The 13,957-nt window shown below is 51.0% G+C and carries 10 protein-coding genes; 7 read left to right on the top strand and 3 right to left on the bottom strand.

Translation table 11 applies throughout. The annotated features are described in order from the left end of the window. Nucleotides 1-7: 7 nt before the first annotated feature. From AB1F12_RS00970 to AB1F12_RS00960, 3 genes are all read right to left on the bottom strand, one after another. Nucleotides 8-1,249, bottom strand: coding sequence for a GAF domain-containing sensor histidine kinase (locus AB1F12_RS00970; protein ID WP_368185898.1), 1,242 nt, complete (start codon nucleotides 1,247-1,249; stop codon nucleotides 8-10). Between the two features lie 407 nt (nucleotides 1,250-1,656). After that, entirely contained in the window at nucleotides 1,657-2,751 is a 1,095-nt protein-coding gene (locus AB1F12_RS00965; RefSeq protein WP_368185895.1) for a tyrosine-type recombinase/integrase, read from the bottom strand. Between the two features lie 217 nt (nucleotides 2,752-2,968). Continuing rightward, nucleotides 2,969-3,187, bottom strand: a complete 219-nt coding sequence (locus AB1F12_RS00960) for a hypothetical protein (RefSeq protein WP_368185894.1) — start codon at nucleotides 3,185-3,187, stop codon at nucleotides 2,969-2,971. Nucleotides 3,188-3,362: 175 nt separating this feature from the next. Here AB1F12_RS00960 and AB1F12_RS00955 point away from each other — a divergent pair, with 175 nt between their 5' ends. The 7 genes from AB1F12_RS00955 to AB1F12_RS00925 all read left to right on the top strand — a co-directional run bounded on the left by AB1F12_RS00955 (nucleotide 3,363) and on the right by AB1F12_RS00925 (nucleotide 13,903). Then, nucleotides 3,363-3,797, top strand: coding sequence for a helix-turn-helix domain-containing protein (locus AB1F12_RS00955; RefSeq protein ID WP_368185893.1), 435 nt, complete (start codon nucleotides 3,363-3,365; stop codon nucleotides 3,795-3,797). Then, nucleotides 3,797-4,375, top strand: a complete 579-nt coding sequence (locus tag AB1F12_RS00950) for a hypothetical protein (RefSeq protein WP_368185892.1) — start codon at nucleotides 3,797-3,799, stop codon at nucleotides 4,373-4,375. The genes AB1F12_RS00955 and AB1F12_RS00950 overlap by 1 nt, the downstream gene beginning before the upstream one ends. A gap of 179 nt (nucleotides 4,376-4,554) precedes the next feature. After that, a complete protein-coding gene (locus AB1F12_RS00945) occupies nucleotides 4,555-6,744 on the top strand; it encodes a sigma-70 family RNA polymerase sigma factor (protein WP_368185889.1) in 2,190 nt (729 codons plus the stop codon). Nucleotides 6,745-6,747: 3 nt separating this feature from the next. After that, nucleotides 6,748-8,250, top strand: a complete 1,503-nt coding sequence (locus AB1F12_RS00940; RefSeq protein WP_368185887.1) for an ATP-binding protein — start codon at nucleotides 6,748-6,750, stop codon at nucleotides 8,248-8,250. Continuing rightward, nucleotides 8,247-11,111: a Z1 domain-containing protein gene (locus AB1F12_RS00935; RefSeq protein WP_368185885.1), complete on the top strand. Its 2,865-nt coding sequence runs from the start codon at nucleotides 8,247-8,249 to the stop codon at nucleotides 11,109-11,111. Before AB1F12_RS00940 ends, AB1F12_RS00935 begins: the two co-directional genes overlap by 4 nt. Further along, on the top strand, nucleotides 11,095-12,102 hold the full coding sequence (locus AB1F12_RS00930; RefSeq protein WP_368185884.1) for a PD-(D/E)XK motif protein: 1,008 nt from the start codon (nucleotides 11,095-11,097) through the stop codon (nucleotides 12,100-12,102). The genes AB1F12_RS00935 and AB1F12_RS00930 overlap by 17 nt, the downstream gene beginning before the upstream one ends. A gap of 1 nt (nucleotide 12,103) precedes the next feature. Next, nucleotides 12,104-13,903: an AIPR family protein gene (locus tag AB1F12_RS00925; protein ID WP_368185883.1), complete on the top strand. Its 1,800-nt coding sequence runs from the start codon at nucleotides 12,104-12,106 to the stop codon at nucleotides 13,901-13,903. Nucleotides 13,904-13,957 lie beyond the last annotated feature (54 nt).

Genomic DNA, 13,957 nt, shown 5'->3' with positions numbered 1-13,957 from the left:
TTCTTAATCATAGAGCCTGAACCCCAACGTCACTGTCATCAACAGACAAAGGCAATGTAATTTCGACACGGGTGCCTTTGGGATCAATCAGCCGCTCAAAACGCACCTTGGCAGAGATCAGATCAGCCCGTGTTTTGATATTGCTAATCCCACGATTTGATTGCAGGTCTGCCTCTGAAATACCGGTGCCGCTATCGTCGATTGTGACCACCATATCATGGCCAATCTGAACGATCCGCACATCAACAGAATCACAATCTGCGTGTTTTAGCGCATTGTTTACGGCCTCTTGTACGATCCGAAACATGGCGGTGCGCACGGTGTCCTGCAGCGTATCCATCTGGCCATCTGACTGGTCTTGGACCTGCATCGCTATGTCTCGACGCATATGTTTCTGGCAGCGCTGCATATGCGCTTCGATGGCTTCTGAATACCCAAAAAGCTGCAACACACCGGGTTTCATATTTTCGACAATGCCGCGCACTTCGTCCAGACAATGGTCCAGTTCATCCTGCAAGGCGTCGATTTCTTTTTGGGCCGCCGCAGACCCGCCAACGATCCGCGACATGCGCCGGCGCATGCGCGTTAGGTCCGCCAGCGTCTGATCATGCAGATCCATCCCAAGCCGCTGTCGCTCCTGCTCCATACCTTCGGTCAATCGCAACGCGCCCAAACGCAACGCCTGCTCACGCGCGGTTGCCTCCAGCTCAGAAACGGCGGCTTCTTTTGCCTCTTTGCCCCGTTCAAGCGCAAACAGAAACGCCGAAACCAGATCCGCAGCGCCCTGTGCCAGCACAACCAATTCTTCGTTATAAAAATCGGCTTGATGGCTTGAAATGGCAAGCGAACCAATCAGCTTTCCTTGGACCCGCAACGGGACAATGATGCGGCTGTGCAAATTGGCATCAAACAAGGGTTTGCTGTCTGATCCCTCAAAATGAAACAGCGGATCAGTCCATGCATCATTGGTCAGAATATAGGGTTTGTCCCCGCGCAGCACATCACGGATCGGGCTTTCTGCTGTTGGCTTTGCCGGGTTCTGCGCATCACCCCACGCCGTGTGCATGCGCGCCTCATAGCACATTTGCGTTCCCGACGGATGCAACAGCACAATGTCGAGGTGATCATGCGCAATCAACGCCCGCAACCCGTTGGCAAAGTTTTCTAAGACCAGCTTATAATCTGTCTGCCCCGCAATCGCCTGGGCAATCGACAGGTAGCATTCTAAAGCCTCCCCAGCATTTGGCATCAAAGCAGAAACTCCCTCCTCGGGCGCTTTCAATTGAACATATTCTACCTTGTGTATCAAATTAGCTTCTTTTCCATTACGGGGCCAGCCTGCCCAGAAACCACCAACTGACAAAGAAGCTGGCCAACACGGTGTCGCCTTTGGATGATTGGATCGTCATCACCCTCATTTCTGGTCGACACCCCAAAGGGGCATGGAATCATGGCTAAAGAAGCTCGGGTCGTTTGAGAACTGCCAAGCGCGCAAGAATTCTGCGGGAACCCGCAAACACATGTCCAGCCCCAACGCCGTCGCAATCCTGTGGAACGCGCACGAAACTCAATCAGCTATATATTTCGAGCAGTTTTGGCGACCCCGGCAGGATTCGAACCTGCAACCTGCCCCTTAGGAGGGAACCGTTCATAGCGTTATTCCTTCTTTGATTTCTGCTGCTTGGGTGTTTGTACAGGGTCTTCCTGTACGTGGTTTGTACGAAAACGGGCTCTAACATCGGCCTCATCCGTCTCTGCATGGGCATAAATGCGCATCGGTAGATTGGGGTCTGACCAGCGTCCGGCCTTGGCTGCTGTCACTGGATCGACCCCCTGCCGCACAACCAGCTCAGTGAAGAACCCGTGCCGCCCAGCAGGGTGCGCTGATAGGTATTGGATGCCCGCCCGCTTACAGATCGTCTTCCAACGCGTGTTGTAGCCGGTCGAGCTGCCATAGCCGAACACGCGCGGTTTCATGAACTTGCCGGTCTTGCGGTTCTTTGGTCTCTTCGGTGGCAATGCGAGCAGCTCGTCCATCATCTGAGGCGAAACGATGATCCAGCTCTCCGGATGCCCCTTCTGGGCCTTCACCCTGACCTTGTTCTCGGCGGACCTCAGATCGTCGGGCTCCAATGAAACGGCCTGATCAATCCGAGCCGCCGTCTCGAACATAAACCGCACCAATGCCGCGTTGTACGGATCAGCAGCGCTGCAAAACGCCTCTATCCACTCCTTGTCCGCTGGTGTTCGCTCAACCCGGCTCTGCTTGTTGCGTAGTTTGTCCTGCGAAATTCGTTCAAATTTACTATAGGGTTTTACGCGGATCAGAGGCGTCCCCAATAACTGGTGTGCATTATTGATGACAGCGCTTGCTGGAACAATAATTTCCCTCCACCAAGTATCGGTCGATGCCATCGGTTTCCATTCTGGCCCAAACCCCTTCAACAAAGTGCCTGTGATGGCCGTCAGCGGCATGGCCCCAATCTCTTCAACAAGTGGAATGAGTCGCTCAGCGTCTTCTTTGGAGGCGTTGTAGAGCAGGATAGCATCTGAAAATGTTTTGCTGATCTCATCGCCGACAACATGTCGACGTATCTGCATTTCAGTTTCAATCGCTACCCAGTCCCGTGCGCCCTCTTCTGTAGGTGCCTTAGTGCTTCGCCGGTATGGGCCTGCGATCCGCCTTCCGTTGTACTCGACCCAGCCCTTAACCCAGTAGAAGCGACCCCTCTTGTAGATTTGGAGCGGCATGACTGACCTCCTTCAAAAATCGTGTCGATTTGCGCGGGTGTGATCAGCATGGTCCGCCCAAGCCGATAAAATGCGCCTGTATCATTCGCTCGTTCGCGAAGCGTCCGCTCGGAAATCTCGATGCCTAAGCCCGCCATGACTTCAACCCATTGAGCGGGCGTCTTTCCAAGCCCGAGGATTTGCGAGCTGTCAGCGTGTTCTACATTTTGCATCACCTTCATCCCTTCCTGCCACTGCTTGCGCATTTGGGCTCGGCCTTAACGGTGAAGAGGGCAACATACCTTTCCCACGCTCCGCTCGGAATCTTGGGGTTACGTTTTCCCGGTGCCGTGTAGATGTGGTCCAACATGTCTTCGCGGATCAGATAACGAACGTTGGTCACCGGAATGCCAACTCGCTCTGCTAGCTCTTTGGGTGTTTCGAGAAGTTTGGTCATAAATCGCCTCTCAATCGGTTGCTCACAATTCGAGGCGAGAGATTTAGTTTTGCGTTCAGAAAGAAACAAAACTACGCTGATCTTGCATGAATCAGGCGTATCGCCATCGTTCGTAACACATATTGTTAGATATGATCACGAATGAGGTCAATACGATTACAAACGAAAGTTCAAAATGTCTATTCAAGGAATGGGGGAACGCCTTGCGGCGGTGAGAAACGTGTCAAAGCTCTCCCAAGAGGATATGTGCCGCCGCTTGGGTATTAGTCGAAGTGCGTTCCAGAACTACGAACGTGGCCAGCGAGTCCTTCCCGCCGAACTCCTGCTCAAAGTTTATGAAGAGTTCGACGTTGATCCGTTGTGGATGCTGGAAGGCGACACCGAGACCGGCAAAAGCAGACGGCACGATGAATTCACACAAGCCTATCGCAAGATCGGGTTGGCTGTAGAAAACCGTATCATCGAACGCGGCTTGATAGTGACTCCGGAAAAGAAATGGGACGCAATCGATTTCCTGTTCGCTGAATTCCTCAATTTGGATGTCTTTAGCAGCACAGAAAGCGCTCCTAACACGCAACGAATTGATAGTATTCTAGGCTTGGTAGCGTAATGTCGGACACTGGTTTTCCAACAAATGTTCACGTCCTTAGGCCCCGCAAAGTATCGCTATCTGAGAAGCTCGACCATTTCCTCGACGAGCATGGGCTTGAACTCAAAGAGACGACAAAGAGGCCTGATCCCTCCCGCCCAAAGAGCATCAACGGAAATGCGTTGGTCTGCGCTGCCTGTGGTGAAGCTGAGTATTTGACTCGTGAGTATTGCCGTTGCGGTCATTACCTACGTGGGCAGTTGGAAGACGAATACTCCGCTTGGGAAAACCAAGTACATAGCGAGCACAGCGAACTTGCCGATGCGATAGCGCTGAAAATAAAGCCGCTGCGCTATCTCTTTGCCGTAGGCTTGCCGTTTCTTGTCGGGCCAATGCTTTACCTGAATTTCTGGGTGGATAATTTCACCCTTTATCCGTTGCTGTGGATGGCACCGGGCATCTTGATTGGTGGCATCGTGGCGCTGACCGAAAGGTTTTTGATGCGCCCGCTGGAAGCGAGCGCTCATTTCTTAAACACCTATTCGATTGAGACCTTTATCGACCAAAGATTTTTTCAACTAAGAGTGATTGACAAGTAAATGACAACCAAAGTGCTGATCGGCGAACTTGATGCCCGCTGGAGCTCGTCTGGTGGCAGCAAGACTGCATACTACAAGGTACGCTTACCTAGGAAAGTGCAGCTATTAAGCTCACACCACACAACTTCCGTAGATCACCCGAAAGTCATTGATAGCTCTCAAAAGTCGAGCTCAACCCAATGAGATTTGTTGATCGACTTTCAAAGCTAGTTCGCCGTGGCAAAGTAAGTGAGGAAGTGCCAGATAAGCAGCTGACGCCAATTGAAGTGCGGTTGATAACGAACAACCTAACGGAAGATTTGGTTACCTTTGCAGGGACATCTCGACTACATGTCACCGACCCGAAAGGTGATACTCCACTGCACATTGCAGCGCGAATTGGTAACTTAGCGATTTGTGACCTTTTCATCAGCGCTGGGGCCGACGCCGCTGCGCAAAATAATGACCGTCAAACGCCCGCGGATCTGGCCTTGTCAGAAGGCCATCTGATCGCCGCTCAGCTACTGACTTCCCTAGTGGAAAACTCGCTAGTCGATACATCGCAAACTATGCCGATTCTAACGAAAGACGCCCAAGATGAAACGCCCGTACCCGTTTTCCGTACGTTAGAAACTTCGCTTGTTAATTCGAGAACTGTTGGGCAAGCGCCAGTTGAGCAGTTCGTCGACCTCGATGACATGCTTAATTTTCATCCTGAGGTAGACCCAGAAGAGTTTTTCGACAACTCGAGTCGGGAAACTGTATCTGGAACATTTGTTGCGCTTGTAAAAGTTCCTTGGACGGAACCGAATGATGCCAATGCGGATTGGGAAATTGATCTATCTCCGGGGCAAGTCGTTGGAGAAGGCATTGACTCTCAGGCAAGTCTAGAGCCCACGAAAGATGGCGATAACGACTTTCTAAAGGTGCGAAAGCGTGGGCGCAGATCGATCAAGCGGGCGACCTTGCAATCAGGTACGCGCATTTCAATTGAAACAGAGGCGTGCGTAGCTTGGACCTCAGCAGTTGTAGAACGAGGAAGCTTTAATTCTGAAGATATTTTCAATCTAGTCTCTCTTGCAGAAGGAAACGGCGATTTTAATGACATGTGCTCCAACCTTCAACGAACTCTTGAGGCCGCAGGGCTTGACGTTGTGGATGACATTCACATGCAGTTTGAATCGGGTTGGGATACAAAATCTAACGTTTCAGTCGAAGAACTGGCTGAAGCAGTTTCAGCGGTGCTCACACGTGCAACTCGGCCCCCTGGAATACAGCGGTTCAACATAGATAAAGCACTGGAAATGCGTCTCTTGGAACCAATGGTCCGAGCCAAGCAAGAAATGCAACTGGCTATACTCGCCTGCGAACCTGCGACAGAAATCATAATTAGTCGGATTGATGGCGTTCTCCTTGGCGACCCCGATCCCAGCAGCATTACTATGCGAAGCGTTATGCCCACACGTTCAGAGCACCCAGAAACCAAAGAATTCTTTGAGGCCGCGGAAACGCTGAAGGCTTGGGGAATAAACGGGCGCGTAATGGATGGTAAACGCCGAAGGGAAGCACTTAAAGCACTTGAAGCACTTGATCTCAAACTAAGCTTCCACAAGCACTTGCTCGAATCTTTGGCTGAGCTCCCCGCAACTTCAACTGCTGCCTTCCATTTAGATACTCTGATTTCAACTTTCGAATCTGCTGTTGAACGGTTGATATTGGAACACTTGCCTCACGCACGCCGCTTTGCAGCTCGAAACGTTGAGGAGGGTGAAGACCCCGAAGAGGTATTTCAAGTTGCGTTTATTGGGCTGCAAAGATCCACCCGCCGTTTTGATCCAGAACGCGGGCACCGTTTCGTCATCTATTCAACATTTTGGATGAAGCAAGCATTGGCACGATGGCGTGCAGATGAGGGCTCATTGATACGTATTCCAGTGCATCGCTATCAAAAACTTACTGAATTGGACAATGCTTGTGAAACGCTGAATTTGAAACTTCGCCGAGATCCAACTGCCGTTGAAATTGCTGAGGCACTTGGGTGGAATGTTCAACATGTAAATGCCTTCTTGCAAATTCCCAGACAATCCAACGATATGAGCTCTTTCGACGAATGGCCAGGAGCGATTTTAGAACCGGAGCAGGAGGAATTGGTCGATCAGGCCGCAACCCTCAAACTCGCGTCAGAGGCGTTGGCGCAAATTGAAGAGCGTCAGGCAGAGATCATACGAATGCGTTTCGGAATTGGGGGCGATGAAGAGATGACATTAGAAGAAATCGGCCAGATCTACGGTGTGACACGCGAGCGCATCCGGCAAATCGAAGGCAAAGGGCTCAGAAAGCTCTCGCGTCCAGATAGCAAGCGCCGCACACAAAAGCAGGTAGGTAACTAGGGGATGGGTGTAAGAAATGCTCCTCCGCACGCTGGCTCTATGCTCGAGTCTCTTCGTGGGCTTGGTTACGCGTTGCCAACTGCACTAGCGGACTTAGTCGACAACTCTGTGTCGGCTGATGCCAAAGTGGTTCGAATTCATTTGGAGTGGGGAGGACCTGAAAGCTGGGTCAGAATAATCGACGATGGTCTCGGAATGGACGACGCTACGCTTGAAGAGGGGATGCGCCTTGGTGCACGCGACCCGCGCAAGGATCGATCCGCCGGCGATCTTGGTCGTTTTGGTTTGGGACTTAAGACGGCAAGTTTCTCTCAAGCCAGAAGACTGACAGTGGCTAGCCGTCGAAAAGGGGGGCAAATTGTATGCCTGCGTTGGGATCTTGACCTAATTGAAGGCGAAACAGGAGCAGACTGGCCACTTTTTGAGGGACCAGCACCCGGCTCAGAGCACCTGCTAGAGCCCCTGCAGGAGATGGAGCAAGGTACAGTCGTCCTTTGGGAAACACTTGATCGCATCGTGACAGATGGCTTTGTCGCCGCTGATTTGCTTGAGTTAGCTGATCGTGTTGAAGCTCACCTTGGAATGACCTTCCATCGGCTAATCGACGCTTCACATGATTCTTTCCAGCTTCTACTGAATGGACAAGTCATCAAGCCTTGGGACCCATTCCTTTTGGGGAACCCAAGCAAGGCACTTGAGAGCCCTGAATATCGCATTCTACATACAACTGGTGTAACGGTTCAGTGTCACGTCCTTCCTCACCGCGACATGCTCAAGCCAACCGAACAAGAAGTGGCCGGAGGACCCAGTGGATGGACCCAACAAGAAGGATTTTATGTCTATCGCAATCGAAGGCTACTTCTGGCCGGTGGTTGGTTGGGCCTCGGAGATGGTGGGAAGCCTTGGCCTCGTGATGAGGCGCATCGTTTAGCCCGTATTCGACTAGATATTCCAAATAATTCTGACATGGAATGGAAGATAAATGTCCTGAAATCGACTGCCAATCCCCCAGTTCGATTGCGCCCCCAACTTCATCGGCTTGCATCAGAGACCAGAACCACAGCAAGGCGTGTTTTTGCCCATAGAGGACACATAATGCCAGCTTCAGGAGTTAACTCGAACGGGTTAACTGAGGCTTGGCAAGTGCGTCGCTCGGCGCAAGGCACCTCCTATCGCATTTCACGTGACCATGACCTGCTCGCGTCAATCTTGGACCGAGCTGGCCCTTTGAAAGGCGACATTCGCGCGCTCCTGCGACTGATCGAGGAAACTGTTCCGGTTCAACGAATTTGGTTGGACACCGCAGAGGACAAGGAAACACCACGAACTGGTTTCGCTGGTGCCCCCGAAGCAGAAATCCATGAGACCTTAAATTCCTTATTTGAAGCGCTCGTTCGCCATCGAGGCCTCAGCCCAGCTGAAGCCCGCGAAAGGCTTAGCCGTACTTCTCCGTTCGACCGATATCCTGACTTGATTACTGCACTTGAACTGAAAGATTCCGCATGACCCATTCGAACCAAAAGGCATTTGATTCAATACTCTCAATGGCACAGAACATGATCCGCCTTGCGGCGGAAAGAGCTCAGACTGCAGTCACGCCAGAGATGATCGAAAAGGAGCTCGCAAAACTGGCAGTCCTTATGCCAGAAGATTTGGCACTTATTGATAAGAATGCGCTCGTTGACGAGTTGATCCGCCGTTCAAGCAGAACTGTAGGCGACAATGCCACATTGTCTAGTGGCGAGGATCATATCGACTGGCTGGACTCTGACAGGAAAAAGGATTGGAGATACTGGCGACGGTACTCCGAATACATGGAGGCAAAGCTACCTTGGACTGCTCTCGATGCATTGGACGTCGCCACCGACGAGGTGCTGGGCAACCTTGAAGATCCAACACGTGAAGGAGCTTGGGATCGACGTGGTCTCGTTGTGGGCCACGTTCAGTCCGGAAAGACAGGGAACTACACTGGGCTGATCTGCAAAGCAGCGGACTCAGGTTACAAAATCATCATTGTTCTTGCAGGCCTCCACAACAATCTCCGCTCGCAAACTCAAATTAGATTGGATGAGGGGTTTCTGGGGTTCGCAACCATTTCAGATGAAGACGACCTTCCGCCAGTGGGGGTTGGGATGATCGATGGTGATAAATCCATCGCTCCTAATGCCGCCACAAACCGTAGCAACAATGGCGATTTTAATACTGCGATGGCTGCAAGGATGAACGTTAGTCCTGAAGAGCGGCCATGGTTATTCGTTGTGAAAAAGAACAAGACTGTGCTTGAGCGCTTGCTGCACTGGATCCGTAACCGGGTCGCGAACCACGTCGATCCGGTGACAGGGCAAAGGCTTGTAACCAATCTTCCAATGCTAATTATTGATGACGAATCTGATCATGGGTCCGTCGACACCGGCGAGAATATTGTTGATGATTTCGGCAAACCAGACCTTGAACATGAACCCAAAACGATCAACAGACTAATCCGCTCCATCCTCCACCACTTCACTCGCAAAGCCTATGTCGGGTATACGGCAACACCTTTCGCCAACATTTTCATTCATGAGCGAGGAGCGACACAAGAACATGGTCCTGATCTCTTCCCCGCTAGTTTCATAACGAGCTTGGCAGCGCCTTCGAACTATGTTGGGCCAGGCCGGGTTTTTGGATCTGCTTCAAGCACTCCTAGTGATTTGCCACTAATCCACCCATTGGCAACGGAAGATTTTGAATCTTGGATTCCGCAACGCCACAAAAATGGATGGCGTCCTCGCTGGCATGGAGAAGATCGAGTGCCGGACACGCTTGCCGAGGCGATCCGTTCTTTTGTTTACGCGTGTGCGGTAAGAAAGCTTCGTGGCCAAGGTAGCAAACACTCGTCAATGTTGATCCATGTCACCCGTTTCACTTCAGTTCAAAACGAGGTCGTAAACCAAGTTGCAGAATACATCCGCAACCTGAAGGGCCGCTATACAAGGGGAATTGACCTCACCGAGATAGAAGCCTTCATGCGGACCGAATATGAGACAGTGTTTCTGCCTGGGATGCAGGAAATCAGAGACGCTCTCGTGGAGGGGGAAACGCTTGACGACTTCGATTGGAGCGAACTGCGATCCGTCTTACCTGACGTCCTGTCGGATATTCGGGTACGTGAGATTAACGGTACAGCGAAAGACGCTCTAGACTACGAAGAAAACGAGGCTACCGGTCTGAAGGTAATTGCGATCGGTGGGGATAAACTTGCCCGCGGGCTGACATTGGAAGGGCTCTGTACGAGCTATTTCCTGCGAACCACTAAAATGTATGACACTCTAATGCAGATGGGTCGTTGGTTCGGATATCGAGACGGATATCTTGACGTATGCAGGCTCTATACTTCTGAGGAAATGGTCGAATGGTTCGGCCATATCGCAGACGCTGCAGAAGAGCTTCGACAAGAATTCGATAATATGGTGGCAGCAGGAGCAACCCCCAAACAGTTCGGCTTGCGTGTAAAGTCCCATTCAGTACTGACGGTTACGTCACGAGCGAAAATGCGCAACGCGCGGCCAATGGAGCTGACATACTCAGGGGATCTTTTGCAGACGATTGTATTCCCAAACCGCAAAGAAGAAATTTCTGCCAATTTCCAAGCTACTGATCGATTTATCAACTCCCTAGGTCCTTCATTAGACCTGAACGACGAGCAGCGCTTTGTGCCTGAAAACCAAAGTTGGAGTGGCCATCTATGGAGGGATATAACTGCGCTAAATATCATTACATTTCTACGCGAATACCGCACACATCCTGCTAGTTTTCGGATTATGAGTCCATTGATTGCTGACTTTATCGAAGCGATGAATAAGGACAGTGAACTTACGAACTGGACGGTTGCGCTGATTGGGAAAGATCAACCTGGCCGCCCCGAAAGTGTTGGTGGAAAATCGGTTAAGATGTTGGACCGCAAGCGCACAGTCGAACATTCAGATCGGTATTCTATCAAAGCGTTGATTTCGCCGCGGGACGAGGCAATCGACTTGACGGAGGCCGAATGGAGAGCGTCGCTTACGCTCAGTGAGAAAACTTGGCGAAATGATCCTGACCGGAACGAAGGTGCAAAGCCTCCAACTAGTCCGCGGGGGCCTCAAATTCGAAGCATTCTAGGAGGTGAGTATCCATTTACAGAAGTTCCACATCGCCGTGATCGCGGCCTATTGATGCTGTACCTACTTGATCCTCAAAGTGCTTCTGTTGAAGAAATAATAGGGGCGGACCCTGTAGTTGCATGGGCAATCAGCTTCCCTGGAAGTACTTCAACACGCAAAGTTTCCAACTCTCGGTACATTGCCAACAGCGTACATTGGGGAGGCGTAAATGACTGGGTGGACTGAAGAGGGGCTTGCCAGTGCTTGGCGGGCGCTTGCGCAACCAGTATCTGGAGAAGATTGGCGATTTGTCCATCTCACCAAGATGGACGAAGTCTCCGTAGAGGCAGGGTGCCATTTTCCTGCAGGCCGTGAGGCTTTGATAGTATCATTTCCAAATTCTTGGCTCGTAAAGCCATCTAATCTTCCTGAGGGGAAAGGTTTTGATGTCACTCGAATTGATGGGCAAGCTGCCTTCGCTGGCCGAATAGCGATTTCTCTAGTCCGCCGGACTGAAGGGTCCCCTGAGATATTTGCTATCATGGCAGTCGACGTACTACGCATTCTTGAAAGTGCTGCCATTGCGACAAATCGTGACCTACTGAGAGCATTCCTAGCACGGGTTAAAGAATGGCAAACGTTCATGGCGCGGACCCAACGGCCTCTATCGTCCGATGCTCAATTAGGTCTGTTCGGCGAATTATGGATACTGCGATGTCTGACCGAGACCTCCCTTGGGGCAGCTGCACTGGATTGCTGGCAAGGCCCGCTCAGAGCCGCCCAAGATTTTCACGTGTTGGGAGGTGCAATCGAGGTCAAGAGCACTATTCGGACTGGAGCCTTCTTGGCGCGCATCAATAGCATTGAACAACTAGATGGTGATCGTTCACCATTATTTTTGGCTGCCCTTCGCTTTGAAGAGAATCCAGAAGGGCTATCGCTCGTAGGTTTGGTGGACATTTTACGGGGCTACTTTAGGGGAGCGGGGGTCCATCGGGGCTTTGAAGCCCTGCTAATGGTGATGGGTTACCTTGATGAACACGCACCGCATTATGAGCGATTACTTGTCTTAAAGGACGCGAAAGCGTTTCTTGCTGATGCTGACAACATGCCCCGGCTTACCCGCGCAGCAGTCCCCGCAGCTGTGCGCTCAGCGGCCTACATACTTGACATTGATGCTCTTGAAGTGCCTTCGATCGGCATTCCTAGCATCCTTCAGAAGTTTGGATATAATTAACATGAGTCTCGAAGATTTTCACCGTAATTTTCGTTCTGACTTACAGACCGTCATTGCCGAACGAGTAGATGCAGGAGAAGGGCCTTTTCCTTCGGAAGAGCTGGTTTTCGCTGAGCTGGTAATGGAACACATTGCAGAAGCTGGTATTTGCGAAACTGCTACGATTTGCCATTGGAGCGGCAAGATCGGTAACGCTAAGCTCCGGATCACCGGATACGTGTTAAGCTCCGACGGAACCGCGCTCGATCTTTTTGTCACGCATTATTTTGGCACCGAAGAACCAAGCAGACTAATCGACTCAATTGCGACCGCTACAGCCAGTGAGGGAATTAGGTTCCTATTCCGTGCGGCGGATGGCAAACTAGAGGCCAAAATCGATCCTACTCACCCAGTTCGTAATCTAGTGGCGACTATTCGATCTCATTGGGACGATCTCGACCGTCTACGGGTTTTTGTGATCACTGACGGGATCACAAAAACCAAGCGATTTTCAAACAAAGAAGTCCATAACAAGAATGTGGCAATTGAAGCCATGGATATGGAGCGCCTATTTCGACACACTGAGGGGAAGCCAAGCGAAGAATTATCACTCAGCCTAATCCAATCCTTTGGTAGTCCTTTGCCATGTGTCCATGTGCCAGACCCAGATGCTGACTACGAATACGCCCTTACTGCAATTCCAGGGCAGATTATCCGCGACCTTTACTTGCGTTTCGGCTCTCGTTTGCTGGAAGCAAATGTTCGTACCTTTCTGGGCGCACGTCGGGCGGTAAACAAAGGGATCGCAGAAACGCTTCGTAAGGAACCGGAGCACTTTCTAGCATTTAACAATGGTCTTGTACTGGTTTGTGACGAAGCTGCCTTCGAGCGAGCAGACGATGGCAACCTTGGATTGTCATTTCTCAAAGGGCTTCAAATCGTCAATGGTGGGCAGACCACGTCCTCGATCTATTTTGCATCTCGTGATGATCGCACAATCGATCTAAGCCACGTGATGATACCCGCGAAAATCATCATCTTGAAGGGATCGGATGACGAAGCACGTGAACGTTTGATCAGCAATGTATCTCGTTATGCAAATAGCCAAAACGCGGTTCGTATGTCGGATCTTTCTGCAAACCGGCCGATCCATGTGCAATTTGAAAAATTGGCAAACGATACTTGGTGCCCCGATGGTGCTACACGCTGGTTTTATGAACGTGCTGCAGGGGCTTACAATGTGATGCTATTGCGGGAAGGCAGGACACCCGCTCAACGCCGCAAATTAAAGGACATGACTCCTCCCAAACGCAAGTTAACAAAAAACGACCTCGCAAAGTACCATGAAGCATGGCGAGGCAAACCCAACCAAGTGGCTATGGCAGGCGAAAAGAACTTCGCTGCCTTTATGGCCGCATTGGACGACGATCCGTCTATCGTTCCAAATCCTCTCGATTCACGCTGGTTCCGCTCCATGATCGCCAAGGTGATCTTGTTCAAAGCAATTGAAAGCATGATCAAAACGAAGGAGGCAAAAGAGATTTTCCGTCAAGGCTGGGTTAACATCGCAACCTATGTCGTATCTATTACCTCAGACCGCCTCGGGGATCGGCTGGATCTCGAACAGATTTGGATGAGGCAGGGAATTTCTGCGGGGTTACGGGACCTATTGTGGGATTGGGCGGTTGTCGTGAATAGCGAATTCAATCGGATTGCTCCGGGACAGCAGTTTTCCGAGGTAGCTAAGCGAGCCGACACATGGGCAAAGGTAAAGGAAGCAAGTTACGATTTACCTTCATCATCCATACCAGAAATTGGGTAACGTCAATTTTTTCTAGGGCTTAAAGCAATGACAGAAATCAGGAAAATGGATGGC

The sequence above is a fragment of the Aestuariibius sp. HNIBRBA575 genome, assembly GCF_040932005.1.
Classification (GTDB): Bacteria; Pseudomonadota; Alphaproteobacteria; order Rhodobacterales; family Rhodobacteraceae; genus CANLNM01.
Note: the sequence above shows the minus strand (reverse complement) of the source record. Positions and strands in the feature narration are given on the sequence as shown.

Bases quoted from the DNA above. Each gene is read 5' to 3' on its own strand.
- AB1F12_RS00970 (WP_368185898.1), bottom strand. From the start codon at position 1,249: ATGCCAAATGCTGGGGAGGCTTTAGAATGCTACCTGTCGATTGCCCAG.
- AB1F12_RS00965 (WP_368185895.1), bottom strand. From the start codon at position 2,751: ATGCCGCTCCAAATCTACAAGAGGGGTCGCTTCTACTGGGTTAAGGGC.
- AB1F12_RS00960 (WP_368185894.1), bottom strand. From the start codon at position 3,187: ATGACCAAACTTCTCGAAACACCCAAAGAGCTAGCAGAGCGAGTTGGC.
- AB1F12_RS00955 (WP_368185893.1), top strand. From the start codon at position 3,363: ATGTCTATTCAAGGAATGGGGGAACGCCTTGCGGCGGTGAGAAACGTG.
- AB1F12_RS00950 (WP_368185892.1), top strand. From the start codon at position 3,797: ATGTCGGACACTGGTTTTCCAACAAATGTTCACGTCCTTAGGCCCCGC.
- AB1F12_RS00945 (WP_368185889.1), top strand. From the start codon at position 4,555: ATGAGATTTGTTGATCGACTTTCAAAGCTAGTTCGCCGTGGCAAAGTA.
- AB1F12_RS00940 (WP_368185887.1), top strand. From the start codon at position 6,748: ATGGGTGTAAGAAATGCTCCTCCGCACGCTGGCTCTATGCTCGAGTCT.
- AB1F12_RS00935 (WP_368185885.1), top strand. From the start codon at position 8,247: ATGACCCATTCGAACCAAAAGGCATTTGATTCAATACTCTCAATGGCA.
- AB1F12_RS00930 (WP_368185884.1), top strand. From the start codon at position 11,095: ATGACTGGGTGGACTGAAGAGGGGCTTGCCAGTGCTTGGCGGGCGCTT.
- AB1F12_RS00925 (WP_368185883.1), top strand. From the start codon at position 12,104: ATGAGTCTCGAAGATTTTCACCGTAATTTTCGTTCTGACTTACAGACC.